Source organism: Streptomyces sp. NPDC014801 (assembly GCF_043082085.1).
GTDB lineage: Bacteria > Actinomycetota > Actinomycetes > Streptomycetales > Streptomycetaceae > Streptomyces.
This window is the reverse complement of the sequence record NZ_JBIBXG010000027.1, coordinates 1-25,529: the sequence shown is the minus strand read 5'-3', so window position 1 is coordinate 25,529 and position 25,529 is coordinate 1. Positions and strand designations below refer to the sequence as shown.

23 protein-coding genes and 2 pseudogenes are annotated in these 25,529 nt (G+C 69.3%); 10 read left to right on the top strand and 15 right to left on the bottom strand.

Annotated elements, in window-relative coordinates:
- Positions 1 to 1,119, bottom strand: a pseudogene (locus ACF1AL_RS38975) (FUSC family protein); the annotation flags it as partial.
- A gap of 436 nt (positions 1,120 to 1,555) precedes the next feature.
- Complete coding sequence (locus ACF1AL_RS38970) at positions 1,556 to 2,686, bottom strand: hypothetical protein (protein WP_391780956.1); 1,131 nt, start codon at positions 2,684 to 2,686, stop codon at positions 1,556 to 1,558.
- Between the two features lie 607 nt (positions 2,687 to 3,293).
- Here ACF1AL_RS38970 and ACF1AL_RS38965 point away from each other — a divergent pair.
- From ACF1AL_RS38965 to ACF1AL_RS38955, 3 genes and pseudogenes are all read left to right on the top strand, one after another.
- The gene (locus tag ACF1AL_RS38965) at positions 3,294 to 3,743 is read left to right on the top strand and encodes a DUF1931 family protein (protein ID WP_391780957.1); all 450 of its coding nucleotides are present in this window, start codon (positions 3,294 to 3,296) and stop codon (positions 3,741 to 3,743) included.
- A gap of 196 nt (positions 3,744 to 3,939) precedes the next feature.
- A pseudogene (locus ACF1AL_RS38960) lies at positions 3,940 to 4,136 on the top strand (ISNCY family transposase); the annotation flags it as partial.
- Positions 4,137 to 4,228: 92 nt separating this feature from the next.
- Positions 4,229 to 5,422 (top strand): PP2C family protein-serine/threonine phosphatase, encoded by a 1,194-nt coding sequence (locus ACF1AL_RS38955; protein WP_391828783.1) that lies wholly within the window; start codon positions 4,229 to 4,231, stop codon positions 5,420 to 5,422.
- A 46-nt stretch (positions 5,423 to 5,468) separates the two neighbouring features.
- Here the strand turns inward: ACF1AL_RS38955 and ACF1AL_RS38950 are convergent, their stop codons facing one another.
- From ACF1AL_RS38950 to ACF1AL_RS38890, 13 genes are all read right to left on the bottom strand, one after another.
- Positions 5,469 to 5,864, bottom strand: a complete 396-nt coding sequence (locus ACF1AL_RS38950) for a DUF2267 domain-containing protein (protein ID WP_391828781.1) — start codon at positions 5,862 to 5,864, stop codon at positions 5,469 to 5,471.
- A 71-nt stretch (positions 5,865 to 5,935) separates the two neighbouring features.
- Positions 5,936 to 6,328 carry a DUF2267 domain-containing protein gene (locus ACF1AL_RS38945; RefSeq protein ID WP_391780960.1) on the bottom strand — a complete coding sequence of 131 codons (393 nt, stop codon included), beginning with the start codon at positions 6,326 to 6,328 and terminating at the stop codon, positions 5,936 to 5,938.
- A gap of 21 nt (positions 6,329 to 6,349) precedes the next feature.
- Positions 6,350 to 8,281, bottom strand: a complete 1,932-nt coding sequence (locus ACF1AL_RS38940) for an MFS transporter (protein ID WP_391780961.1) — start codon at positions 8,279 to 8,281, stop codon at positions 6,350 to 6,352.
- A 474-nt stretch (positions 8,282 to 8,755) separates the two neighbouring features.
- Positions 8,756 to 9,253, bottom strand: coding sequence for an Hsp20/alpha crystallin family protein (locus ACF1AL_RS38935; RefSeq protein WP_391780962.1), 498 nt, complete (start codon positions 9,251 to 9,253; stop codon positions 8,756 to 8,758).
- 48 nt (positions 9,254 to 9,301) lie between these two features.
- A complete protein-coding gene (locus ACF1AL_RS38930; protein WP_391780963.1) occupies positions 9,302 to 11,083 on the bottom strand; it encodes an FAD-dependent oxidoreductase in 1,782 nt (593 codons plus the stop codon).
- A complete protein-coding gene (locus ACF1AL_RS38925) occupies positions 11,083 to 11,343 on the bottom strand; it encodes a UBP-type zinc finger domain-containing protein (RefSeq protein WP_391780964.1) in 261 nt (86 codons plus the stop codon). The genes ACF1AL_RS38930 and ACF1AL_RS38925 overlap by 1 nt, the downstream gene beginning before the upstream one ends.
- A gap of 6 nt (positions 11,344 to 11,349) precedes the next feature.
- The gene (gene trxA, locus ACF1AL_RS38920; RefSeq protein ID WP_391780965.1) at positions 11,350 to 11,808 is read right to left on the bottom strand and encodes a thioredoxin; all 459 of its coding nucleotides are present in this window, start codon (positions 11,806 to 11,808) and stop codon (positions 11,350 to 11,352) included.
- Positions 11,805 to 14,444 carry an ATP-dependent chaperone ClpB gene (clpB, locus tag ACF1AL_RS38915; protein WP_391780966.1) on the bottom strand — a complete coding sequence of 880 codons (2,640 nt, stop codon included), beginning with the start codon at positions 14,442 to 14,444 and terminating at the stop codon, positions 11,805 to 11,807. Before clpB ends, trxA begins: the two co-directional genes overlap by 4 nt.
- A complete protein-coding gene (locus ACF1AL_RS38910) occupies positions 14,435 to 14,803 on the bottom strand; it encodes a chaperone modulator CbpM (RefSeq protein WP_391780967.1) in 369 nt (122 codons plus the stop codon). Before ACF1AL_RS38910 ends, clpB begins: the two co-directional genes overlap by 10 nt.
- The gene (locus ACF1AL_RS38905; RefSeq protein WP_391780968.1) at positions 14,803 to 15,744 is read right to left on the bottom strand and encodes a DnaJ C-terminal domain-containing protein; all 942 of its coding nucleotides are present in this window, start codon (positions 15,742 to 15,744) and stop codon (positions 14,803 to 14,805) included. Before ACF1AL_RS38905 ends, ACF1AL_RS38910 begins: the two co-directional genes overlap by 1 nt.
- Before the next feature lie 6 nt (positions 15,745 to 15,750).
- Positions 15,751 to 16,368: a nucleotide exchange factor GrpE gene (gene grpE, locus ACF1AL_RS38900; protein ID WP_391780969.1), complete on the bottom strand. Its 618-nt coding sequence runs from the start codon at positions 16,366 to 16,368 to the stop codon at positions 15,751 to 15,753.
- 10 nt (positions 16,369 to 16,378) lie between these two features.
- On the bottom strand, positions 16,379 to 18,295 hold the full coding sequence (gene dnaK, locus ACF1AL_RS38895) for a molecular chaperone DnaK (protein ID WP_391780970.1): 1,917 nt from the start codon (positions 18,293 to 18,295) through the stop codon (positions 16,379 to 16,381).
- A gap of 67 nt (positions 18,296 to 18,362) precedes the next feature.
- Positions 18,363 to 18,890: a general stress protein gene (locus tag ACF1AL_RS38890; RefSeq protein ID WP_391780971.1), complete on the bottom strand. Its 528-nt coding sequence runs from the start codon at positions 18,888 to 18,890 to the stop codon at positions 18,363 to 18,365.
- A 243-nt stretch (positions 18,891 to 19,133) separates the two neighbouring features.
- On the opposite strand from ACF1AL_RS38890, the gene ACF1AL_RS38885 reads away from it, so the two are divergent.
- The 7 genes from ACF1AL_RS38885 to ACF1AL_RS38855 form a co-directional block, all read left to right on the top strand.
- Positions 19,134 to 20,891, top strand: coding sequence for a PucR family transcriptional regulator (locus ACF1AL_RS38885; RefSeq protein ID WP_391780972.1), 1,758 nt, complete (start codon positions 19,134 to 19,136; stop codon positions 20,889 to 20,891).
- Between the two features lie 75 nt (positions 20,892 to 20,966).
- Positions 20,967 to 21,311, top strand: coding sequence for a hypothetical protein (locus tag ACF1AL_RS38880; protein ID WP_391781039.1), 345 nt, complete (start codon positions 20,967 to 20,969; stop codon positions 21,309 to 21,311).
- Between the two features lie 428 nt (positions 21,312 to 21,739).
- Positions 21,740 to 21,961, top strand: a complete 222-nt coding sequence (locus ACF1AL_RS38875) for a hypothetical protein (RefSeq protein ID WP_391780973.1) — start codon at positions 21,740 to 21,742, stop codon at positions 21,959 to 21,961.
- A 718-nt stretch (positions 21,962 to 22,679) separates the two neighbouring features.
- The gene (locus ACF1AL_RS38870; protein WP_391780974.1) at positions 22,680 to 22,904 is read left to right on the top strand and encodes a hypothetical protein; all 225 of its coding nucleotides are present in this window, start codon (positions 22,680 to 22,682) and stop codon (positions 22,902 to 22,904) included.
- Positions 22,905 to 23,005: 101 nt separating this feature from the next.
- Complete coding sequence (locus tag ACF1AL_RS38865; protein ID WP_391780975.1) at positions 23,006 to 23,794, top strand: sigma-70 family RNA polymerase sigma factor; 789 nt, start codon at positions 23,006 to 23,008, stop codon at positions 23,792 to 23,794.
- Entirely contained in the window at positions 23,791 to 24,636 is an 846-nt protein-coding gene (locus tag ACF1AL_RS38860; RefSeq protein ID WP_391780976.1) for a hypothetical protein, read from the top strand. The genes ACF1AL_RS38865 and ACF1AL_RS38860 overlap by 4 nt, the downstream gene beginning before the upstream one ends.
- A gap of 626 nt (positions 24,637 to 25,262) precedes the next feature.
- A partial coding sequence (locus ACF1AL_RS38855; RefSeq protein WP_391828779.1) for a DUF2637 domain-containing protein occupies positions 25,263 to 25,529 on the top strand: 267 nt, incomplete at its 3' end.

The following is a 25,529-nucleotide window of genomic DNA, read 5'->3' as shown; positions in this document are numbered from 1 at the left end:
GAACACGGGCGAGTCCCGGCGGAGCTCACGGCGGACCGCCCGGACGACGACCGGGACCAGCCGGAACATTGTCGGGCGCACCAGGAACTGGGCGCTCGCGGGGCCGGGCGGCGTGGGCGCATTCCCGCGTGCGCCGCCGCTGCCGGCGATTTCCAACGCCTCGCCGAGCAGTTCCACGAGCTGTTCGGCGGCCTGCCGGGCGGGCCCTTCCAGCACCTCGTGCTCCTCGTCGACGCGCAGGACGTCTGCGCTCCCGGGGGGCACCTCGGCGGGAGTGCCGCGGCGGATCGAACGGGCGGCCGCGTCCAGGACGACGGCGGCCGCGTTGAGCAACTCCCGTGCGCGGTCCCGCCCGGGTCCCTCCGGCGGGGCGCCGACGTCCGGGTCGGCGAGCGCGGCGACGACCGGCCGAATGCGCTCGGCGAGGCCCCGGGGGCCGTGGAGGACGGGGGGACGGGTGCGGGCCTGTGACGGCGTCACGGCCGCCGCGTCCCGGGCCGTCATCAACGGCTCCGGGTCGAACGGGGCGGTCGGGTCGTGCCGCAACCGGCGGGCGTAGTCCGCCACGGCGGCCAGGGCGTCGGCGAGCGCGTCACGGTGCGCCCCCCAACGGCGGATCGGGAACAGCAAGATCAGCACGGCCTGCACCACGCCCCCGAGCGCGATGATCCCGGCGTGCTCCAGGGCTCGCCCGACGCTCGTGGGCAAGGTGATGGTCACCAGCATGCTGCCGACGGTCGTCGCTGCGACGATCCCAGCGGTCGATCCGACAGCCCACGCCATCCCCGCGGCAAAGGCCCATACGGCCAGCAGTGGGAGGAACGTCACGAGTCGCCCCGCCGCCAGGTAGCCCACGAACGTGCTGAGCGCGAGACCCGCGCCTGCGCCGAGCGCGATCACCTTGCGTGGACGCCAGGTGCGCTGGAAGGTGGCCCCACCCGCGGAGTAGGCACCGAGGGCGGCGGACGCGGCGTACGCAGGGGAGACCAGCCATAGCGCCGACCCGATGACGATCGCCACGCCGGCGGCCGTGCGCAGCGCGAGCAGGGGCTCCAGCCGCGTCTCCTCGATCGTGAGCCCGGATCTCGCGGCCTCCCCGAAGGCCCGCAGCCACGTCACGGGCGTGAGCCTAGCCGGAACGCCCTGCTGGGTCGCGCCGGCCGCGCCGCCGCCTCCTGACGGCACCGCGCTCGGCGGGCGCGCGACCCCGGCTGGCCTACACCGACAAACCGGCACCCACGTACGGGGCGATCGATGACCACATCCCTAGCCCTGTTCAGCCCGTAGCGGTCGCAGCTCGACGTCGTCCTCGGTAGCCGATCGGGAATGGTCGGCGGGGGTCGCGAAGCGGCTGAAGGGTGCCGGACCTGCCCTGCCGGGGGCCACACCCGCCCCATCATCGCCATGATCAGCCCGCCGGGCACATCGCGCTGCTACCGCCCATGCTCAGCCTGATGTGAGTCGCCCGCCGGCTGAGGGAAGCGGCCCAAGTTCAGCGGACGTGGGGTGGTCCGAGGGACCGCCGCCCGTAGGAGCCATTTGCGCCGGTAGCGGTTCACTTCGAGGGCTGGTCACCTTGGTCGCCTTGGAGGGCGTGGCGACGTTCCTGTTCGCGCTTGGAGTAGGCGGCTGCCCGGATCGCCTCGTCGCTCTCCAGGCCTGATCCCAGCGCGCCGCCCACGGTGGCGACCGAAGCGACGAACCAGGACAACGTCCAGATCTCCTCGGCGTGCAGTGGGTTTCGTGTCACGGAAGCGAACAGTTGATCGTTGAGGATGAACAGCGCCCACACCAAGTTGATGACCATCAAACCCACGTAGCAGACGAGCACCCCGATCCCCACGGTCACGACCGTCGAGGCGTTGTAGAGCCGCGCCCGCTGCCTCGCATCCGGCGAGCTCTCTGGTGATCGATGCCACAGCTCCGCGTCCACGATCAGCCAGCCGATCATGATCGCGACAGACCCGACCATGGCGATCACGAGGCGTGGCGTGCTCAGGGACGCGGCCAGGCTCCAGACGGTGGAGTTCACGGTGGCGACTGCTCCCGTGGCGAGTGCGGCCGCCAGGGCTTTCGACAAGCCCGGCACCAACCGCCACGGCCGGTTGGCGCGGACCATACCGACGAGCACCCGCAGGTAACCACGCGGCCCGCTGACGACGTACCGAAGATCGTCGGTCTCCTTCTCACCGGTTGGGCCCGGATGAATAGGCGCGAGACGATTGACGAAGGGCCCCCGAAGCGGCTGACTTCGCGGAGCTTCTTCAGTCCCAGTGTTTTGCGGACCCGCCAAGCCCAGCACGGCTTCTTCGACGGCCCGCCGGGCCCTCGTTTGCAGCCGCAGGCCCCCCAGCGAGGGAAGGGAAAGCAGCGCCAAGCCGTGTTCGTGATTCAGATTCACAGCGAGCTTGCGCCCGTGTGAGTGCAGCGGAAGGTCGGTGAGGGCAACGACGATGTCCCACTTCTCCGCACTCGCACGGTCCATGATCCGGTTCATCAAGGTGGGCGGGTCTTCCGTCCCCGAGGTGAAGGGCTCACTGACCACCGCGACGTCGAACTGTCGCCTTTGGCCCGACTTGTCGGCGAGCCGAGCAGAAAGTGTCCGGGCCATGCGCTGCGCGATCTCCGTCGGCGCGTCCGGATCCGCCAGGAGAGCCACGACCGTAGCGCCCTGCGACACCCGCATGACGGACCCTCCTCGTCGGCTGCCCCGCGATCCCAAGTGCCCGCAGACGCCGCCGAGGTAACGTCGATGCCGCGTGACACGCTGGCCTCCGCCTGCAGGTGCAGGCGGTACGGCCGGATCTCCTCGCCTTTCCAGCTCAGGGCCTGGTCCCAGCACCTGGCCGCGATCGCGTCCGTCGGCGCCACCCGCTCAGGCATCGCCCCGGCTGGGAGAGTCCAGAACGCCTGCGAGGCTCAGCGCCTACGTCCTGTCGGCGTCGGGGCGGCTGGTAGGCGAGAGGTCCACCTCAACAGGGCCCGGGTGCTGTCCACTGGCCTCTCCCGAGTGGTCCCTGGCGTGTCCGCCACCGCGGCGTTCGGCCTCATCAGCAGCGGCATCTGGCGGACCCATTTCGTGGGGTCGCTCCGCGACGCCGTGGTCACCCTGCTGTCGATCCGCACGCCTGTCCGACCCTCCGGGCAGTCGCACGTCTGGGCCTGGCAGGGCAATACAGGGAGGCCGATTGAGCCCGGCATGCGCATGCGTTCGCGCGTCCCCGTCGGCCAGGATGACTGGGAAGCCCAGGGGGCCGGGAGCCACCCGGCTCCCGCAGCCGGAGGTTGCCGTCATGACCGTGATGTCCATCGCCAGGTTCGAAAGGTTCTTCCGCGCGGCCGGGGGGTTGGACGTCGACAAGAACGATCTCAAGCGCTACAGCGACTTCGTCGACGCCAAGCTCTACGATCTGCTGACCGTCGCCCAGGCCACTGCCAAGGCCAACGGGCGCGACATCATCCGGACCTGTGACCTACCGATCACGAAAGGCCTGCAGGAGAGCATTCACCACTTCCGGAAGATCGACCAGGAAGTAGAACTCAAGCCGATCCTGGAACAGCTCGCCACCCACCCCGCTCTGGACCGCACACCCGACGAGGAGACCGAGGCGGCCTATCCGGACATCATCGGCGGACTCAGCCTGGCCCTTGCCCAGAGCTTCAAGATTCTGCATCCCGACCTGAAGAACCCCCAGACCCAGCACTGGGACGAGGCACGAGCCGTCTTCGACCTCCTGCTGTGAGTGGCGACCGGACCAGGCGGAGCGGGCCATTGCCAAACACCGTCAGTGCGCTCTGCTTCCCCGACTGCCGCAACGATCCTGCTGGCCGCCCGTCGCAGGGCCTCGTCCACGTCCAGGGCGCTGCCGAGAGCGTTCGTGACCTCAACCGGCAGTGCCAGGCCGTCCCAGAGCCCGTGCTGCAGCGTCGTGTCCGCGTCGAACTCTTCCTGCGGTGGAGCGGAACGCCCGCGGCGCGCTGGGTAAACATCCTTCGGGGTGGCTAACGCACCTGGTCGGTGAGCTGGCCGACACCGTGGCGGCCACTTGCCGGCTGCTGGAGCACACCGCTGTGCGGATAGCGGGGACGACCTGCTGGTGTCGTCAACCGATCCCGCTGCCCGACCGATGCGCAAGTGTAACGCAGCACCCCAGGCTGATCGGCCCACATCTCGGGTGTCGGAGGGCTCAGATTGTGGCGGCTCAACCTCGCGGGGATCATCGAAGGCATGGACAGGAACGTGTCCAACGGGTCCGGTGAGCGGCTGCTGGAGGAGCTGGTCAGAGCAGCCCAGCTGGCGTCACCTGCGGAACTGCCCGTGGTCCTGAGCCGGTATGCCGAGGCCATGGGTCTGGGCAGGGCCGGCGTCTATCTGGTCGACCTCCAGCAAAGACTGCTGGTGCCGCTTGTCGAAGGCGAGCCGGAACTGGACCTCGACACTTCGCTGGCCGGATGGGCCTACCGCACCGACTCTCTCCGAGTGGAAGAAGGCCCCTCCGGCGGGATGAACGTCTGGCTGCCCCTGGCCGACGGAGCGGAGCGGCTGGGCGTCGTGGAGCTGACCATGAGCACCCTGGACGGGCTCAAGCTACGGCGCTGCCGCACGATGGCGCTGCTCCTCGCGCTGATCATCACATCCAAGCGCACCTACAGCGACACCATCGCGCAGCGCATGCGTACCAGGCCGATGCGCCTGCCCACGGAGATGGTGAGGGCATTTCTCCCTCCCCGGTCGATCGGCACCGGGCGGGTCGTCTCTACGGCGGTTCTGGAGCCCGCGTACGAACTGGGCGGCGATGCTTTCGATCATGCGTTCACCGAGGACGTTCTGCACGCCGCAATCCTTGACGGCATGGGGCACGATCTGGCGTCCGGACTTGCCACCTCTGTCGCCATGGCAGGCTGCCGTAACGCCCGGCGCAGCGGGGCAGACCTGAACGAACTCGTGGGCACCATGGACGATGCGTTGGCGAAGTGGCTTCCGGATCAGTTCTGCACGGGTGTCTTCACCCAGTTGCACATGCCCACCGGTGTGCTGCGCTGGTGCAACTGCGGCCACCCGGCTCCGTTGCTCATCCGTCGCCACCGCCTGCTCCATAAAGCCTTGGAGCGGCCGCCTGAGCCTCCTTTGGGTCTGCCCGCCAGTCTCGCCGAGACCGCCCGTCAGGTGCACGACGTCAGACTCGAACCCGGTGACCGAATACTGCTCTACTCGGACGGTGTCGTGGAGTCACGCGATGATGCAGGCAAAGAGTTCGGCCTGGAGCGCTTCACCGACTACATCATCCGGTCGACCGCAGCGGGCCAGAACGCCCCGGAAGTGCTGCGCCTGCTCATCCATGCCATCCTCGAGCATCGGCACGACAGACTCAGCGACGACGCCACGATTTTGATGTTCGAGTGGCAGCCCCCTGATCCGTGACCGCAACATCTGCAGTGGCCGGCGCACCCGACTGTCGACGCCCGGATCACGGCAGGAGCGTGGCAAACGAGTTCGGCACCCGGGATTTGAGGTGCTGCCATTCGCCGGCGCTCACATGGCGTTCCAGGGATTTCAGTACGGTGCGCACCAGCTTCTCGCTGCCGCCATCGACCGCATAGGGGAATTCGCTCCGGACTCGTGCAAAGAACTCCTCGTTGCTCATCTTCACGGGCGTCTCGGCCGGTTTCCAGCCGTCGTAGTAGACGCCTCTGACGATGGTCGGCAGCTGGGCACCGAACTGTACGGCCGTCTCGACCGGGAGACGGTCCCGGAGCGGGTGCAGCACGGCCCGCAGTGCCGCGTACGACTGCTTGCGGCGGTCTTTGGGCCATTCGAAGGCCTCCTCGACGTCTTTGAGGAGCCGGTTGGCCTTGTCCACCATGGTGTCGAACGAGGAGAAACCTGTATCAACCATTTCCGGGGCCTTTCGTTCTGGGCGCCGCGCCCACGGGCTCAGTCCGCGAGGTCGGCCTTGCCGAACAGGACCGCATAACTGGAGGGGAGCTGGCTGATGACCTGATTCAGCTCTCCGCCGGTCACAGCGTCGGCAACGGTGGTCAGGACGGCGCTGGCGTCCCACTGCGCCGTACGCGGCCGGGCGTTGGTGCGCTCGGCGACCCGGCGGTAGAACTCTTCGATCCCGAAGCTCCGCGCCTGCTGGGGTGTTGCATGGTCCAGAACTTGTCCCAGCGGGCCGGGCAGCTGGGATGCGAGGTCCTTGACCTCTCCCGGGCTGATCCGTTGGGCCAGCACTTCCAGCACGGCGTTGGTGACGTCCGCGGCTTCGTCCTGATCGTTGTATTCGCCTCGCTCGCGTACACGGGCGAGGAATCCGTCGTATTTCATCGCTGCCTCCTTCTGCCCCGGTCACCGTTGGTCATGGGGGCCGCTCGGTGCGCTGTCGGGCCGGCCGGGTCCGTCCGTGGGCGCGTAGCTGCCGTTGGCAAGGCTTTTGGCGCGGGACTCCTGTACGGATTCACGCAGGGCACGGCGGAAGCGCCCGGGGCCCCAGGAACGCCCGTCCACGGCCTGTTCGAGTTGGTCGCGGCTGGTCGGGCCGGTTTCTTGGAGCGCGTGGGTGATCTGTTCGATCTCGTCGTCGAGGCGTTGTTCGGCCATGGCGGACGTACGGCTTGCCGTGCCCGCGGTGCCGGCCATCCCCGGCGAGTACAGGGTGCTGCCCGACCCGGTGCCCGGGCGGTAGCGGCGGGCTCCGGCGCGCTCCCGCTCCCGGCGGCGGGCGGTGCGGTCGGCGACCCGCCGTTCCCGCTCGTGCTCGGCCTGCCGGACGTGCGCGGGCCGGAGGCGGTCTCGTGCGTCCTGTGGCGCGGGCTCGTTGCGCCAGGCTGCCTCGGCTTCCTCAGCGGTGAGCGGCCGGGCGATGTTCTCCAGGGACTGTTGTTCGGCCCGGACGCCGAAGAAGACCTCGGCCAGCCCGCCCAGCGCCATGACTGCCGCTCCGATGAGGAAGCCGATGGCCACCAGGTCCGCGTCGCCGCTGTGAATCAAGTGGCCGAACAGCAGCGGGCCGGTGATTCCGCCCACGGCCGTGCCGATCGCGAAGAACAGCGAGATGGACAGGGCCCGGGTCTCCATGGGGAAGACCTCGCTCACCGTCAGGTAAGCCGAGCTCGCTCCTGCGGATGCCACGAAGAAGGTCATCGAGACCAGCAGGAAGAACCACCATGCGGTGAGGGAGCCGTTGATCAGCAGGACGGCGAGGACGGCTGCCACGACTGCCGAGCCGAAGTAGGTGCCCGCGATCATCGGCTTTCTGCCGACGGTGTCGAACAGCCGGCCGAGAAGGAGTGGTCCGAGGAAGTTGGCGATGGCGAAGAGAGTAAGGAAGTAGGGGATCGAGCCGGAGCCGATGTCGAAGAAGCCGTTCAGGATGGTGCCCAGGTCGAAGACGATCGCGTTGTACAGGAACGCCTGTCCGACGAAGAGCGCCAGACCGAGAACGGCGCGACGCGGGTACCGCCGCAGAGCCACACCGGCGATCTCCCTGAAGGGGATGACATCGCGCTGCCGTACGGTGACCGCCTCGCCCGGTTCCGGCAGCTCGCGGCCGGTTTCTTGGTGCACCTCGGCCTCGATCCGGTCGACGATGCGTTCAGCCTCGGCTTGGTGCCCGTGGATGAACAGCCAGCGCGGGCTCTCCGGCACGTGGCGGCGGACCAGCATGATGCCCAGGCCCAGAATGCCGCCCAGGCCGAAGGCCAGTCGCCAGCCGAGGTCGGCTGCCAGCAGACTGTCGTTGAGGAGCAGCACGGCGACCAGGCTGCCGAGGGCCGCACCGACCCAGTAGCTGCCGTTGATGGCCAGATCGACCTGCCCGCGGTTCCGGGCCGGAATCAGCTCGTCGATGGCCGAGTTGATCGCGGCGTACTCTCCGCCGATGCCCATACCGGTGATGAAGCGGGCGAGGTAGAGGTACCAGGCGTCGTGGGCGAACGCGGTCGCGACGGTGGCGAGGACGTAGATGCCGAGTGTGACCATGAACAGTTTCTTGCGGCCGTAGCGGTCGGTGAGCCTCCCGAACAACAGAGCGCCCGCACATGCGCCTGCCACGTAGATGGCGGCGGCAGTGCCGATGTCGGCGCTGGTCAGGTTGATGCCGCTGCCCGGCTCGGTCATACGGGCGGCAACCGCCCCGACGATCGTCACTTCGAGTCCGTCCAGGATCCAGACGGTTCCCAGACCGATGACGATCCGCCAGTGGAACCGGGACCATGGCAGCCGGTCAAGCCGGGCGGGGACCTTGGTCGTGACGACACCGAGCTCGCCAGTGGTGGTCATGCCATGCCTCCTCGTTCAGGGCCACGGGCTGTTGCCGGGAGAGGGACAGAGCGGGCCGAAATGGACACGTCCGCATAGGGTGGTCTTCCGTGCTGCGTTGCCACCTTCTGGGACACCGTTTCCGCTTTCTCCATGAGGGCGACACGATGCGCTGGCACTGCGCGCGTGGCTGCGGAGCGGAGGGAAGCAAGCGATATGCCACGGCCCGGGACGCCGAGCTTTACGCACGGGCATTCGACCGCGAGGACCAGGAGGACATGGGCCGGCGAGCACCGCTGGGCCTGCTCCCCCTTCGGCTGCTGCGCGCCTGGCGCCTGCGGCGCCGAAAGCAAGCCGGTGGGGAGCCGCGTGCCGAGTCTCCGCCGCGGTGAGGGCGTGTGATACGGGACGTCGTTCATGGGTCACCCCGGGTGTCGAGCGTCGCCAGCCCGGCCGCGGTTCCGCACGTGTGTCCGGAACCGCGGCGTCTGCGGCTCAGCCGCCATCCCCGGTGCTTTCACTCGTCTCGCTGATCTCGATGTGCCGGGGCTTTGCGACCTCGGCCTTGGGGACGGTGATGGTGAGCACCCCGTCCGACATGTGCGCGTTGATCTTTTCGGTGTCGACCTCTCCGGGCAGCCGCAGCCGGTACTCGAAGGATCCGGTGCGGCGGGTGCTCCGGCGCAGGACGCCTTTGCGTTCCTTCTCCTTGATCTCTCCGGTGACCACCAGTTCCTGGCCGTTGGCTTCGACGTTGACGTCCTTGCTCTTGACGCCGGGGAGTTCGATCTCGACGTGGAAGGCGTCGTTGGACTCCGTGACATCCGCCAGGGGTGTCCACGCGACTGCGGGCGTCGCGCCTGCCACCGTGGATTCGATCAGTCCGGTCATCTCGCTGAGCAGTTGGTCGAACTCCGTCAGCGGATTGCGTGCCCAGCCAATGGGCCTGTCCTGCATGGCGCCACCGCGGTGGCGCCGGACGGGTGTGGTCATTCCCCTCGCCTCCTTCTTGTGATCTAGTGATCTCGTGGTCGCTGGGTGTCATGCGAGCCAAGCGGACTCCTTCGGACGGGTGTGCGGGGAGCTGTCGGTACCGCCGGGGGCGGCCGTGTGGCCCAGGTAGCGGTGTACGAAGTGGATGCTCATCGCGCCTTCGCCGACCGCGGAGGCCACGCGCTTCACCGAGCCGCTGCGGACGTCGCCGGCGGCGAAGACGCCGGGCAGGCTGGTCTCCAATGTCAGGCAGTCGCGGCCCTGGCTCTGCCACAGCTCGGGAACGGAGCAGGCCTGCGCCTCCGCGCCGGTGAGCACGTAGCCGCGCGCGTCGAGGGCGAGCGCGCCGGACAGCCAGTCGGTGTGCGGGTCCGCGCCGGTGAAGACGAACAGGGCCCGCACTTCGAGGTGGTGGTGCTCGCCCGTACGGTGGTCGACCACGGTGACCGCCTCCAGTGTCTTGTCGCCGAGTGCCTCGGTCACCTCGGTGTGCAGCAGCACGCGCACCCGCGGGTGGCGCTCGATCTGATCGATCAGGTAGCGGGACATGTGCGCCTGGAGGCTCGGCCCGCGGACGAGCAGATATACCTGCGGTGCGTATCCGGCCAGGAAGAGCACGGCCTGGCCTGCGGAGTTGCCGCCGCCGACGACGGCCACCGGGTCGGTACGGCACTGCTGGGCCTCGTAGAGGGTCGCCGAGTAGTGGACGCTCGCGCCCTCCAACGGTTCGATGCCGGGCACCTGGAGGCGGCGGTAGTGGGCGCCGGTGGCCAGGACGACGGTACGGGCGGTGACCTCGCTGCCGTCGGCGAAGCTGACGGCGTAGTGGCCGTTCCGCCGTTCGAGCCGGGCCGCCTCCGCCGGGACACTGATCCGGGCGCCGAACTTGCGCGCCTGAAGGACAGCGCGCTCGGTGAGTTCGGCGCCGGAGATGCCGGAGGGGAAGCCGAAGCAGTTGTCGATGCGAGACGATGTCCCGGCCTGGCCGCCGGTGGCCAGAGACTCGACCACGGTCGTGCCGAGGCCCTCCGAGGCCGCGTTCACCGCGGCGGCGAGACCTGCCGGACCGCAGCCGACGACGAGGAGATCGCCGCCGTCGTTGCCCGATTCCAGAGGCGGCAGGCCGATGAAGCGGGCCAGTTCGGCGTTGCTCGGATTGCGCAGCAGGGTCGTGTCCCGCCAGATGACCAGTGGCGTCTGCTCCGGACCGACCGCGAAGCGGCGCAGCAGCGCCTCGGCCTCCTCGTCCGTCTCCAGATCGATCCAGCGGTGCGGCAGCCGGTTGCGGGCGGCGAACTCGCGCAGCCGCCGGGTGTCGGGCGAATAGCGCGAACCGATGATGCGGAAACCCGCGCCCTGCCCGACGAGCAGAGCACGGCGGCCCAGGCAGGCGCGCAACACCACATCACCGAGGGTGGAGTCCCGGGTCACCAGGTCACGCAGCTGATCCATGGACAAGGCGAGGATCTCGCCGGGGTCCCTGACCACGGCGGTGTAGAAGGCCACCTGTCCGTTCAGGAGGCCGAGTTCGCCGATGAAGCGGCCAGGGCCGTGCACACGCAGCAGGCGTTCGCCGGGTGTGCCGTAGCCCTCGACGATGGCGACCGAGCCACTGAGGACGACGTAGAACGTCTCGCACCGCTCCCCCTCCCGGATCAGCACGTCACCGGCGTCAACCGCGCGCCGCCGGCCGTGCTGCGCCAGGCGGGCCATCTGGTCGTCCGACAGGCGGGGATAGGCGCCGTAGATGTCGGGAGTCTCGAAAGGGATGCTCTCCTCCGCCTCGTCCGGCACCGGCGCTGTGCCCGGCCGCGTCTCGTCGCCGGGCATCACACGAGCGCCTCGTGGACGTAGCACCACCGCCAGTTCTCGCCGGGCTCCAGCGACGCCACGATCGGATGGCCTTCGGCGGCGGCGTGACGGCGGGCGTGCCGGTTCGGCGAGGAATCGCAGCAGCCTACGTGACCGCAGGTCAGGCAGAGCCTGAGGTGGACCCAGGGGGAACGTGTGGCCAGGCACTCCTCGCACCCAGGGGCGCGCGGAGTGACGGGGCGCACGAGGGCGAGGTGGGGGTCTGTTCCTACGGTCATGGCCGATCACCCTTTCCCGGCCGGTTCGCGGCCCGCGATCGACTGCTCCACCCACTGCCGCAGGGCAGGGGCAGGTGCGGCACCCGCCTGCCGGGCGACCGTCTCACCCCGGTCGAGGACCAGCAGCGTCGGTACCGCCTGGACCTCGAACCGCCGCGCCAGGCGCGGATTCTTGTCGATGTCGACCTTGACCAGTTTGATCTTTCCCGCGAGATCGCCGGCGACCTTCTCCAGCGCGGGGCTCACCATGCGGCAGGGGCCGCACCAGGTGGCCCACAGGTCGACGACGACGGGCACGGTGGCCTGCTCGACGACCTCGGTGAAGTCGTCGTCGCCCGCGTCGGCCATCCACGGCAGCGGCTGCTTGCAGTTGCCGCACCTGGGGCGGCCCTCGGCGGCCGCCGGCACCCGGTTCGTGCGCCCGCAGTGCGGACAGGTGACGTTGGTGGCCTGCAGGGTGCTCATGCCGCCCTCGCTCCCTTCACGTCCTCGGGCTGGTCGTAGGTGACCACCAGTTCTCCGTGCTCGGCGTCGACGCGGACCTTCGCGCCGTCCTGGACGTCGCCGCGCAGCAGGGCGCGCCCGACCAGCGTCTCGACCTCGTGGGAGATGTAGCGCCGCAGCGGTCGGGCCCCGTAGACCGGGTCGTAGCCCTGATGGGCGATCAACTCGCGGGCGGCGTCGGTGAGTTCGACGGAGATGCGGCGTTCGGCGAGGCGGCGGCGCAGCTCGTCGAACTGCAGCTCCACGATCCGCTCGATCTGCCGCTCACCGAGCGGCTTGAACAGCACGATGTCGTCGACGCGGTTGAGGAACTCCGGGCGGAAGTGCCCGCGCAGCTCGCCCATCACCAGGGCGCGGGCGTCCGGCTTGATCTCGCCCTCGGCGGTGGCGCCGTCGAGGAGGTGCTCGGAGCCGATGTTGGACGTCATGATGATCACGGTGTTGCGGAAGTCGACGGTGCGGCCCTGGGCGTCGGTGATGCGGCCGTCGTCGAGGACCTGGAGAAGGGTGTTGAAGACATCGGTGTGCGCCTTCTCGATCTCGTCGAACAGCACGACCGAGTAGGGCTTGCGGCGTACGGCCTCGGTGAGCTGGCCGCCCTCCTCGTAGCCGACGTATCCGGGCGGGGCCCCCATGAGCCGGCTGACGGTGTGCCGCTCCTGGTACTCGCTCATGTCGAGGCGGACCATGTTCTCCTCGGAGTCGAACAGGGCCCGGGCGAGGGTCTTGGCCAGCTCGGTCTTCCCGACGCCGGTCGGGCCGAGGAAGATGAACGAGCCGATGGGGCGGCGAGGGTCGCGGATGCCGGAGCGGGCCCGGATGATGGCGTCGGCGACCAGCTTGACGGCCTCGTCCTGACCGATCACACGCTCGCGCAGTATCTCGTCGAGGCGCAGCAGTTTCTCGCGTTCGCCCTCCTGGAGGCGGGCGACGGGGATGCCGGTCCAGGCGGCGACGATCTCGGCGATCTCCTCCTCGGTGACGACCTCGCGCAGCAGCCGGTTCTGGCCTTGTTTGGCGGCCAGTTGCTCCTCCTCCGCGGCGAGCCGGCGCTCCAGGTCCTGGAGGCGGCCGTAGCGCAGTTCGGCGGCCCGGTTGAGGTCGTAGGCGCGTTCGGCCTCCTCCGCCTCGTGGCGGACCTGCTCCAGCTCCTGGCGCAACTCCTGCACGCGGCGGATCGCTTGCCGTTCGGCCTCCCACTGGGCGTGCTTGGCGTCGGCCTCGCTGCGCAGGTCGGCCAGTTCCTTGCGCAGCTCCTCCAGACGGGCCTTGCTCGCGGGATCGGTCTCCTTGGCCAGGGCCGCCTCCTCGATCTCCAGGCGGGTCACCCGGCGGGTGATCTCGTCGAGTTCGGCGGGCATGGAGTCGATCTCGGTACGCAGCCGGGCACAGGCCTCGTCGACGAGGTCGATGGCCTTGTCGGGCAGGAAACGGTCGGTGATGTAGCGGTGGGAGAGCGTCGCCGCCGCGACCAGCGAGGTGTCCTGGATCTTGACGCCGTGGAAGACCTCCAGGCGTTCGCGCAGGCCGCGCAGGATGGAGATGGTGTCCTCCACGCTGGGTTCGTCGACCAGGACCTGCTGGAAACGGCGTTCGAGGGCGGCGTCCTTCTCGATGTGCTTGCGGTACTCGTCCAGGGTGGTCGCGCCGATCATGTGGAGTTCGCCGCGTGCCAGCATGGGCTTGAGCATGTTGCCCGCGTCCATGGCCCCTTCGGCGGCGCCCGCGCCGACGACGGTGTGCAGTTCGTCGACGAAGAGCAGGATCCGCCCCTGGGCGGCCTTCACCTCGGCGAGGACGGCCTTGAGGCGTTCCTCGAACTCACCGCGGTACTTGGCGCCGGCGACCAGGGAACCCATATCGAGCGCGAACACCGTCTTGTCGCGCAGTCCTTCGGGCACGTCACCGCGCACGATGCGCTGGGCCAGGCCCTCGACGATGGCGGTCTTGCCGACGCCGGGGTCGCCGATCAGGACGGGGTTGTTCTTGCTTTTGCGGCTGAGGATCTGGGTGACGCGGCGGATCTCGGCGTCCCGGCCGATGACGGGGTCCAGCCGCCCGGACCGAGCCTCGAGGACCAGGTCGCGGCCGTACTTCTCCAGTGCTTCGTAGGCCACTTCGGGATTGGCGGAGGTCACGCGCTGGTTGCCGCGGACCTGGGTGAGCGCGCCGAGGAAGGAATCCCGGGTCACACCGTGCTCCTTCAGCAGCCGCCCCGCGGTGGTCGCCGAGCCCTCCTCGGCCAGAGCCAGCAGCAGGTGTTCCACGGACACGTACTCGTCCTTGAGTCGTTTGGCCTCCCGCTCGGCCGCGTCCAGCAGCCGGGCCAGGCGCTGGGTGACGAAGACCTGGCCCGGCGCCGCGCCCGGGCCGGTCACCTTGGGCCGCCGGGAGAGGTCCTCGCGTACGGCCGCGCGCAACTCCTTGGGCTCGGTGCCCGCCTGCTGCAGCAGCCGCGGGATCAGGCCCTCCTCCTGGTCGAGGAGGGCGAGCAGCAGATGCTCGCCGTCGACCTCGGTGTGGCCCAGCCGGCCGGCGGCGCTCTGGGCCTCCTGCAGGGCTTCCTGGGACTTCTGGGTCAGGCGGTTCATGTCCATGGTGGTAGATCACTCCTCATGCCTGCACGCCGCAGCGCGGCTTCGAGCAGGCTGATGCGGTCGAGCAGGTCGAGCACCAGACCGAGGGACGCGTAGTTCAGGCACAGCCCGGTGCGCAACCGCTGGACACGGGCCAGGGCGGCCGGTGCCGTTGGGGCGAACACCAGCCGTCCGGAGGCGTCACGGCCGGCGTCCACCAGTCCGAGGGCGACGAACCGACGGATCAGGTCTGGATGGAGGCCCGAGCGGCGGGCCACGGTCTCCAGGGACAGCCTGGGCACGGGCACGATCGCGTACTGCACACCCACCTCGTGCATGCGTGCGGGGGACGGGCGGGCCTCGGCCGGTCGGTCGGTCATCAGGTCCTCCTGGGGTCGAACGAGGAGACAGCGGCAAGTTCCTCCAGCAGCTCGCGCTCCCGGTCGCTCAGCCGGGGCGGCACCATGATCCGCAACTCCGCGTACAGGTCTCCGTTCGCGCCGCGCGGGCCCGGCATGCCCTCGCCGCGCAGCCGCAGGCGCCGTCCGCTGGAGGATCCGGCGGGCACGGTCACCTTCGCCGTGGCACCGCTCGGCGTGCGAACCGGCACGGTCGCGCCCAGCGCCGCCTCCCACGGGGTGACCGGAAGCCTCACGTGGACGTCCCGGCCGTCGAGGCGGAACTCGGGGTGCGGCTGGATCCGCACCCGCAGATACAGGTCGCCGGCGGGAGCGTCGTCGCCGCTCCCGCGCCCGCCCTCCCCGGCCAGCCGGATGCGCTGCCCGTCGGTGGTGCCGGGCGGCACGTCGACCTGGTAGCGCCGCTGCCCGGTCGGCCCGGCGAGGGTGACCGTACGGCGGCCGCCCCGATACGCCTCCTCGACGGTGAGCGGCAGTTCGGCCTCCTGGTCGGCGCCGGGCACGCGCATCCTCCCGGCGCCGCCGAACAGCGAGCCGAACAGATCCTCGACGTCGACCCCATCGCCGTCGAAGCCTGCCGTGGAGTAGCGCACCCGGGGACCGCCGCCGGTGGCCCACCGGAATCCGCCGCCCGCTCCCGCTCCGGCGCCGGCGGCGACGCGCTCCTCCCAGTCCTCCGGGATCTTCCGGAAGTCCTCGCCGAAGCGGTCGTACCGGGCCCGCTGCTCCGGGTCGGACAGGACGCTGAAGGCCTCATTGATCTCCTTGAAGCGCTCCTCCGCCTGGGGGTCCTTGTTGACGTCGGGGTGGTACTTGCGGGCCAGGGTGCGGTAGGCCCGCTGGATCTCGTCCCGGTCGGCGGTGCGCGCAACGCCGAGCACTTCGTAGAAGTCGCGTGCCATGGACGGTCACTCCCGCTTGGCGACGGTCACGGCGGCAGGCCGCAGCTGCCGCTCGGCCTCCCCGTAACCGGGTCGCAGCACCTGGACCACGGTGTTCGGATCGGCGTCGGGATCCTGGACCACGCCGACCACCTCGTGCCGGGCCGGGTCGAACGACACGCCCCTCTCTGCGTGGCGCGGGTAGCCCAGCCGCTCCAGGACGTTCACGGCCTGGTCGCGCACGGCCCGGACACCTTCGACGATCGCACCGGGGTCGGCGGTCGCGTGGCTCAGGGCAAGTTCCAGGTTGTCGATGACGGGCAGGAAGGCCGCGGCCGTACGGGCGCGTTCGGCCGCGGCCTCCCGCTCCAGCTCCCTGACGTGGCGTTTGCGCAGGTTGTCGAGGTCTGCCAGGGCGCGGCGCCAGCGGTCCTCGGCTTCTCGCAGCGCGGCCGCATATTCGTCCTCAGGGGCGACGGCGCCAGTTGCGGCGTCGGGCCCCGGCACGGTGGCGCTGGTTGCGGCGTCGGGTCCCGGCACGGCCTCATCGGTCGGCGGTCCGGGCTGCTCAAGGTCCCCGCGCGGCGGCTGTACGGCGCCTTCCGGGGGTGGGTCGGGCTCTCGGCCCCGGGGTGGGATGGGCATGGCGGGCACCTCAGCCCTTGTCGAACTCGGCGTCGATCACATCGTCGTCGGCCCCGGCGCCGCCCGGCGCGGTCCCGCCGGGACCGGATCCGTCCGGTGAGCCGGTGCCCGCCGCACCGCCCGCGGCGGCTCCCGCCTGGTGGGCCGCGAGCCCCGCGAAGACCTGCTGGAGTTCGGACGTCAGTGGCCGGGCCTTGTCCGCCCCGGCCTCGTTCTTGACGGCCTCGCGGGCCTCGGACACCAGCATCTCGGCGCGGGCCTTCTCGTGTGCGGGGGCTGCGTCGCCGAGCTCGCCGAGGCGTTTTTCGACCTGGTAGGCGATGGCGTCCAGTTCGTTGCGGGCGTCGACGGCCTCGCGCAGGGCCTTGTCCTCGCCCTGGTTGCGCTCGGCCTCCTGGACCATCCGCTCGACCTCGGTGCGGTCGAGGTTGGAGCTCTCGCTGATGGTGATGCCCTGCTCCTTGCCGGTGTCCTTGTCCCGCGCGGTGACGTTGAGGATGCCGTTGGCGTCGATGTCGAAGATGACCTCGATCTGCGGCTCTCCGCGCGGCGCGGGGCGGATGTCGGTGAGCTGGAAGCGACCCAGGACCCGGTTGTCGGCGGCCCTCTCCCGCTCGCCCTGCAGGACGACGACGTCGACGGCGGGCTGGTTGTCCTCGGCGGTGGAGAAGGTCTCGGAACGGCGCACCGGGATGGTCGTGTTCCGCTCGATGATCTTCGTCATCACGCCGCCGCGCGTCTCCACGCCCAGCGACAGCGGTGTGACATCGAGCAGCAGGACGTCCTTGACCTCGCCCTTGAGGACCCCGGCCTGTATCGCGGCGCCCATCGCCACGACCTCGTCGGGGTTGACGCTCATGTTGGGGTCCTTGCCGCCGGTCAGCCTCCGCACCAGGGCCTGGACGGCGGGGATGCGGGTGGAGCCGCCGACGAGGATGACCTCGTCGATGTCCTTGTCACTGACCTTGGCGTCGTCCATGGCCTGCCGCACCGGGCCCAGGCAGCGCTCCACCAGGTCGCCGGTGATCTGCTCGAACGTGGACCGCATGATCATCGTGGTCAGATGCTTGGGCCCGGAGGCATCGGCGGTGATGAACGGCAGGCTGACCTGCGTCTGGGTCACCGAGCTGAGCTCGGTCTTGGCCTTCTCGGCGGCCTCGAACAGGCGCTGCAGGGCCTGCGGGTCCTTGCGCAGATCGATGCCGTTGTCCTTCTGGAAGCCGTCGGCGAGCTGGTCGACCAGCCTGCGGTCGAAGTCGTCGCCGCCCAGATGGCTGTCGCCCGCCGTGGACCGTACCTCCACCACCCCGTCTCCGACGTCGAGGATGCTGACGTCGAAGGTGCCGCCGCCCAGGTCGAAGACGAGCACCGTCTCGTGCTGCTTCTTGTCCATGCCGTAGGCGAGGGCGGCCGCGGTCGGTTCGTTGATGATCCGCAGTACTTCCAGGCCGGCGATCCGTCCGGCGTCCTTGGTGGCGGTCCGCTGGGCGTCGTTGAAGTAGGCGGGCACCGTGATGACCGCCTCCGTGACCCGTTCTCCCAGCTGCTTGGAGGCGTCGTCGGCCAGCTTGCGCAGCACCTGCGCGCTGATCTCCTCCGGCGCGTAGAGCTTGTCGCGCACCTTGAAGCGGGCCGCGCCGCCGTCTCCCTCGACCACGTCGTACGCGACGGCCTTGGCCTCTTCGGATATCTCGTCGAAGTGCCGGCCGATGAACCGCTTGGCCGAGTAGATGGTGCCCTTGGGGTTGAGGATCGCCTGCCGCCGGGCCAGCTGGCCCACCAGGCGCTCTCCGGTGTCGGTGAAGGCCACCACGGACGGCGTCGTGCGGTTGCCCTCGCTGTTGGGAACGACGGCCGGCTCGCCGCCCTCCCAGACGGCGATCACCGAGTTCGTGGTGCCCAGGTCGATGCCTACTGCCTTGGCCATGAGGAACTCCTTCCGCGACGGGCGGCCCCCGTGCGCCATCGGAGTCGCGCCCGTCTTCCGCAATCGCTCAGGTGACGGCGGGACCGCCCCGCGGGCGGCTGCTCTTCCAAGCCCCGCTGCTTGTGCCGGCGCCGGTCCCGCTGGGCAGCTCGGCCAGCAGCCGCACCGCCTCCTCGGCGACCGCCTTGTCGGCGACGACGTCGTACCGGCCGGGCTGCATGAAGCTCACCGAGGCGAAGTCCCGGCGGCCACGCTGGGCCGAGTGCACCAGCAGGCCGAACAGCGCGCCGACCAGTGCTCCGAAAACCAGCCCGTACAAGGCAAGGAGCAGCCCCGACACGACCGGGTCCAGCCAGTTCAGCAGCCCGAAGACCCATCCGATCAGTGCACCGGGCAGAGCGCCGCTCGCCGCGCCGTGCAGGGCGGCGCCGCCGGGTCCCATGCGGCCGGTCACCTGCTCGACCAGGCGCACGTCCTGCCCGATGATGGCCACCCTCTCGACAGGGAAACCCTGATCGGAAAGGTGATCGACGGCGCGTTCCGCCTCCTGGTAGGTCGTGTACGAGGCGATGGCCCTGCGGACCTGCTCGTTCATCAGCCAGTCCTTCCTGCCACGGCCACCGGTGCCCCGGCGTTCCCTGACAGGCCCAGAGTTGCAAGAGAGCAGCGCGCTCCGCCTGCACCCGGCAGGTCAGAAATCCACGCAGTCGGTCACTCCACGAGAGCAAGAACAAATCATGACAAGCCGGATGGCCTTGCCTGGGCTGGGTACGCGTGGGTCGTACAGGCGTGAATCCCACGATTCGATCGATCGCCTGACCGGAGAACGGAGTGGTCTATGGCCTGCCGTCCGTCACAGAGGTTGTCCTCCGATGTCTCCGGCCAGGAAGGGTCCCGCCTCCCGAGCGACACCGCGGGCACCGAAAGGCGCGTCCCCCGTCCGCTCGCGGCGCTGGACCCATACGGGCTGCTGGTGCTGTCCCGCACCCTGTTCACCTGCACGGAGCAGAGTGAGATCGTGCGTCTGGCCATGCGGCACGTCAGTGCCCTTGGTCCCTACAGCGCCGAGGCCGGATACCTGGCGACGGGCGACGCTTTGTCCCGCGTCCCCGGCCAGGACACGAGAGTGACAACGGTCGACGACGCACGCATGAAGGAGCTGGGCGAGGCTGACGGCGCGGTATCCGTTCGGGAGCGGCCCTGGAACTGGGCGTTCGGCCTGCGTGGGGCTGGCGGTCTGCTCGGCTACATCGTGGTCTCCTCCCCCTCCGGACCCGATGAGGAGGGGCACTTCCTCCTCTCGATCCTCGTCGAACTCACATCGGCGGCCCTGTCACTGGCGGCCACGCGCGCCTGGCAGCACGACAACGCCGGCGAACTGAGCCGACTCCGCACCGAACGGGACACCGCACTGCGGCAGCTGGACGCAATGCGCTCCGAGCTGCACCTGCAGAAGACCGTGCACGAGACCCTCGCCCGTGTGGCTGCCCGGGGCGGCGGCGAGGACGCCATCACCCAGGCGCTGTACGAGCTCACCGGGCTGTCGGCGCTCATCGAGGACCGGTTCGGCAACCTGAGGTCCTGGGCCGGTCCCGACCGACCCGACCCCTATCCGGTGCTGTCCCAGACCCGCCAGAAGGAGATGCTGCAGCAGGTCGCGCGCGAGGCGGGCCCGGTCAGAGTCAAGGACCGGCTGATGGCCCTGGTCCGCCCGCGCGGCGACGTCCTCGGCGTACTCGCCATCGAGGACCCCGAGGCGACGGCCGACGAGCACACCATGTTCGCCTTGGATCACGCCCAGCGGTCGCTCGCCCAGGAGCTCATGCACATGCGCGAACTCACCGAGGTCGAAGTGCGGCTGCGCCGCCAACTGATCGACGACCTGCTGGAGGGCACTGACGAGACGAGCGCCTACGCCCGGGCCGAAGCCGTCGGCCACGACCTGCAACGTAGCCACTACGTGGTCGTGGTGTACTGGCCGGGCAACGCCGCAGACGACTCCTTCGCCCGGGCCGTCGAACAAGCGACGGCCACCTCAGCGGCCCGTCCGCTGATCACCCGTCGCGGCGACCGGATGGTCCTGCTCACCGAAGCAAGGCCCGACGACGATGCCGTGCACACGGCGCTGGCCCGTGAGCTGGGGAGGCCCGACGGAGCTATCGGGGTGAGCACCCGCTGCGACTCCCCGGACGGCGTTCCACGCTGCTATCAGGAGGCATTGCGGGCTCTGGAGGTGCGGCAGAACTCCCGCCAGCGCAGCGGCACGACGTTCTTCGACGACCTCGGGCTGTACCGGATCCTGGGGCCCGGAAACGATCTCCGGGAGCTCGAAGGCTTCGTGCGAGAGTGGCTCGGCCGGCTGCTCGACTACGACGCGGAGCACGACACGGAGTTGGTGGAAACGCTCTCGCGCTACTTCGACTGCGGAGGCAACTACGACGAGGCGGCCGCCGCGCTGGCGGTCCACCGCAGCACCCTGCGCTACCGGCTGCAGCGCATCCGTGAGATCAGCGACCGCGACCTGGCGGATGTCGACGCCCGGCTCAATCTGCAGGTGGCGACGCGCGTCTGGAAGATCATCCTGGGTGGGCGCTGACCGGGGCCACCCGGAGGGCCGACGCAGCGGGTCAGCCCGGCACTCGAACAGGTTGCCTGTGACCTCGCAGGAAACATCACATTGGTCAAAGTCGATGTCGACCAGTCCCCCCAGCCGGCCCGGCGATTCGAGGTACGGGTGGTGCCCACCTGCTGGTGCTCCACAAAGGGCAGGTCATCGCCCGGCAGGCGGGCGCGGCACCGGCGGACGTCCTGGGTCCGTGGGTCGAGGAATCCCTCCCCGGCGGCCCGGCCCGCCTCCGCAAGGGGCACGAGGACCGTCCCGGCCAGCCTGCGCCGGTTCGTCGACGGGGCCGACTGGGTTCTGATGGCCGCTGCCGCCGAACCCTCCACGCCGTCACAATATCCAGGGTGGCGACGCGGCCAGCCACCCCTGAACTGGACTTTCAGGGAAATGTGAGCCCGCACTTGTCAAGTTTTCTTCGCTGAGTTATATGAGTGGTGTACGGGCATCGCAGACCGGATCCGTCGTCCGAAAGGAGATGACCAGTGATGCTCATGCGCACCGACCCGTTCCGTGAACTGGATCGACGTCGAGTTCGGTGCGGGGTTCAGGCGAGAGTCGGTCGGTTCGGCGGCGGGTGTTGTCCAACCATGCCCCGGGCTTGTGCTCGATGCCGTCGATGACTCATCCCCCTGGCCCTGCGCCTGGAGGCAATCCCTGACCTGCAGGAGCGCGCTGACGCTTCGGAAGAGGCCCGCAAAGCCCATCAGCACGCAGAGGCTCGCGCCGTCTTCAAAGGACAGCCCACGCCGCCGCCGATCCGCATGCCCTGGCCCAACCGACTGCACGAGAAGGTGGCCATCTATCGGGGCCATCAAAGGGCTTTGGCCGAGTACGACACTGCCCCCAGGCCCGCGCTCGGTGATGACGCCCGCCCGCCCCAGGGGCTGCTGCTCCCCGTCACGTACGACAGGCTGGTGCACGACCTCTTCGGCCTCATCGGTCACGCCCTGGACATCGACCTACGCGACCACGCCGACCTCGCCGACGAGGTTCAATGCTTGTACGCGCAGGCTGGGCCAGCCTCGCCCCGGGCGCAGGAATGACACTGCGGCGACCGGGTCCCGCGCTCAACCGCTCCTCATGGACCTGGAAGTTCCCCGCGTGCACCGCGGTGATGGCCCGGCCCCAGTGCTCGGCGTGCGCCGCCGTGTACCGGCGCTGGCCGGGAGCACACGTTGAGTCGGGGCCCCTGCGACCGCTGCGGCGGGCGAGCGCCATTGGCGTGTCGGGTCCGGGCGCATGCGCCTGTGCGCCCCGGGTGCTTCTGTGGCTGGAGGGCCGGGCGCGGCGCGGATCGGGGCCGCTGTCAGTGCCCTGAGCTACCGTCGATGGGCCCGCTTGGGCGGCTCCGCTCTCGCCTGGCCGTCAGCTTCGGCCAGGCGAGAGCAGCCAGCACGCCCCCAGAAAATCTCGGCACGGGGGCGGGCTCTTCCGGATGGAAGGCCGACACCCAGTGGATGCCTTGGATCCATTGACGCGTCTGAGCGCGTCGAATGCAAGGAAAACAGGGAACTTCCCCCCGGACGCGCCGTCTTTGTGCCGTTCCTTTGCCCAGCCGCGCCCGACGAGGGGGTCTCCTGCGGATCTCATTGTTCCGTGATTCTGTGATCACGTTGTGTGCCAACTGCCGCTCCTCGCATGCTGGTTGGCCAACAGCCCGGGATGGGACAGCGGTCGGCACCCGTCGTCACTTCCCGGGATGACTTCAGGGCCCCACCGGATGGGGGCCTCGCACAAGGCCGACTCCCGAAGGAGACCTGCATGGAACGCAAGCAGAGACTGCTCAGCGTCGTGACCGTGACCGCCCTCGTATTCGCCTGGAGCGCAGTCATGACCTGGCTGGGCCAGGTGTACGCGATCGCCGCCCTCGCACCCGTGCTCGGGCTGACCGTGGTGCAGATCGTCCGCGCAGTACGCGCCCACACGCCGGCCCCGCGCCCGCGCGTGCCAGCCGTCTTCCAGGAAGAGGACGATGCCGCCCGATGATGCCGCCCGACCCCTCCCAGCCGCCGCCTGGCCGGCCGGGCCGCAAACTCGGCCCCATCACCGCATCGGCCGGCAGCGCACACCGAGCCTGGCTCGAACCTATGCGCGACGCCTACCTCGCCCGAGGTCACACGCTGAGCGACCTCGGCCTCCAGGTACCCCTGGCGAAGTCGAAGCTGTCGGAACTTCTGCGCGGCCTGGGTCACTATCCCCGCTGGGAGATCGTCTCCCGGCTCGCCACACTGCTCGGCCTGCCCCACAGCCCGCTGTACCGGCTGTGGCGACAGGCCGCCCTCGAGGCCCACAAGAAGCGCGAATGGGTGCAACGTTCCACCGACAACACCACGGCCGTGACGACCTCACCCGCAGCCCCACCGCTGGACCATCGCGCGTTCTGCGAACTCGTTCAGGACGACTACCTGCTGTATTCCCAGGCCTTCCTCGTCGACGACGAGGCATGCCACAACGCCGTCTTCGACACGTTCGACATCCTCTGGCTGTCCTGGAACGACGCACTCGCCAGTCCGGACACCCGCCGTCACGCCTGGGCGGTGCTGCGCCGCACCGTCATGTCTCGCACCCCCCACATCGACGGCCGGCCCGTCTTCAGCCAGACCGCCTTCGACACGGTCGCCCTCACCTACCTGACCGACGAAGAAGCACGAGCCCGCCACCTCACCGAGACCCTAGCCCTCCTTCGGGCCATGAGCTGGCTGCCGGCCACCCAGCTCGACGTCATCACACTGCGCATCCTGTGGCGCATGCCCATCGAACGCGTCTCCGAACTGCTCGGCCTCGCACCCCCCCTGGTGCGCTCCAACCAACGCCACGCCCAGCACTACCTGATGAGCGCCCTCTACCCGCCCGAGAACGAAGGAACGCCCTCATGACACGCTTCGAAGACCTGCTCTCCCGGGCCTGCCTGACCAGGGAACGCACCGTCCCGCGCGATGTCGTCCCCGCCTACGCCTCGTCCGCCTCCAGCCCCGCCCGCCCCTACGCCTACACCGCAGACGCCGACTCCGAAGAAGCCGCCCAGGACCTCAAAGCCCTGTGCGAAACCGTCCTCAACCACACCCCACCCACCACCATCGCCGACTTCCTGACCGAACAAATCCCCCAACCTCGCAGCGCCCTGGCCCTGGCCTGCATGCTCCAGCTCACCGATACGGACGACGGAGCCCGCATGTGGTGGCAGTTCGCCGCCGGTGCCGGCCAGCCCGCCGCCGCCTACTGCCTCTACCTGCACCATCTCGCCCAAGGAGAGCAGGTCACCGCCGGGTGGTGGCACCAGCAGACCGACGATCTTGAACCCGTACCCGAGCCGGCCCCATACACTTGGCGCGGTGAGCACTGGATGGAGGCGAAGTGGCACCCCGCCTCCCATACCGCCACCAGCACCTCCACCACCACCCTGCTCAGGGTTCTGCGTCACTTGGGCAAACACACAGAGCGCCCCCGCACGGCAATCGTCTCGGACCTCATGACGTACGTGTCCACGGCTGTCACCGCCGGCTGGCTCCGCGAACCCGACTCCGACATCCCAGTGCCCGGACCTGAGTTTGCACAGCGAGTCACCGAGCTCGTGGATACAGCCACGGACAAGCCCGACGTCTCCGATACCTTCCCCCTACGCTCAGCCGGTGGACAACGAAATCCAGCTGCACCGGACCAAACCTGCCGCTCCAGCGCTTCTGCAGACCAGCGCATGCAGGCTCCCGCACAACGGTGATATCTGAGCTGTAGTGCGTCTGCGAAGCGAGTTCCGGGCACGTCAGCAGATCTGTCTCAGGGGCCAGCCGCTGATGCCTCCAACTGGTCGCTGGACAGCACGGGTTCTGGGCTGACCTCAGTAGGGCAGGGCGACCAGGGTGGTGCCGTGTCCGTATGCGGGGATCGGATGCGGTACCACCGTGCAGGAGGCGGAAGAAGAGACGCCCCCTAGCGAGCGGTGTCCTGCGTCTACTCGAAGACACTGCGCCGACCGAGTGGTTCAGCTGGATGCCATCTCGTGGGAGGCAATACGGCGGGGGAGGCGGAACATTTGGGGTTGCCTTCTTGGCGTCGCGCTGAGCTGGGCGGCCGGCGGGTCCGTCTCGAGGGTCTGGCGGTCGCTCCTGGGTGGCCGTCGTTCGCGATCTCTTCGCGGTGTGTCTAGGCGATGTGATGGTTGTGATGTGTGAGCGGCTTCATGGCCTGTGGTTGGGGGGTGTTCGCTGGCGGGAACGTTGCGCTGGGTGTTGCGGTTGGTGGCGGTGGTGGGGTGGGTCATGGGAATGTGAGGTTTGGTCAGGTCTGGAGGCTGGTGTGGTGCGGGGGAGTGGGGGCGTGGTTGGGGGGAAGGGTGTGGCACCCCGGTTGACACGTTTGCATCGGGTTCTGATCGGTGTCGTCGTGTCGGGCGCCCTGATCATCGCCGGTATCGGTTTCGCCGGGTCCTACGCTGCCGTGCGTGAACTGGCGATCAGGAAGGGCTTTGGGAGCTTCTCCTACGTCTTCCCGGTCGGTATCGACGCGGGCGTCTGTGTGTTGCTCGCCCTCGACCTGCTGCTGACCTGGATCCGCATCCCCTTCCCGCTGCTGCGCCAGACCGCCTGGCTGCTGACCGCGGCCACCATCGCCTTC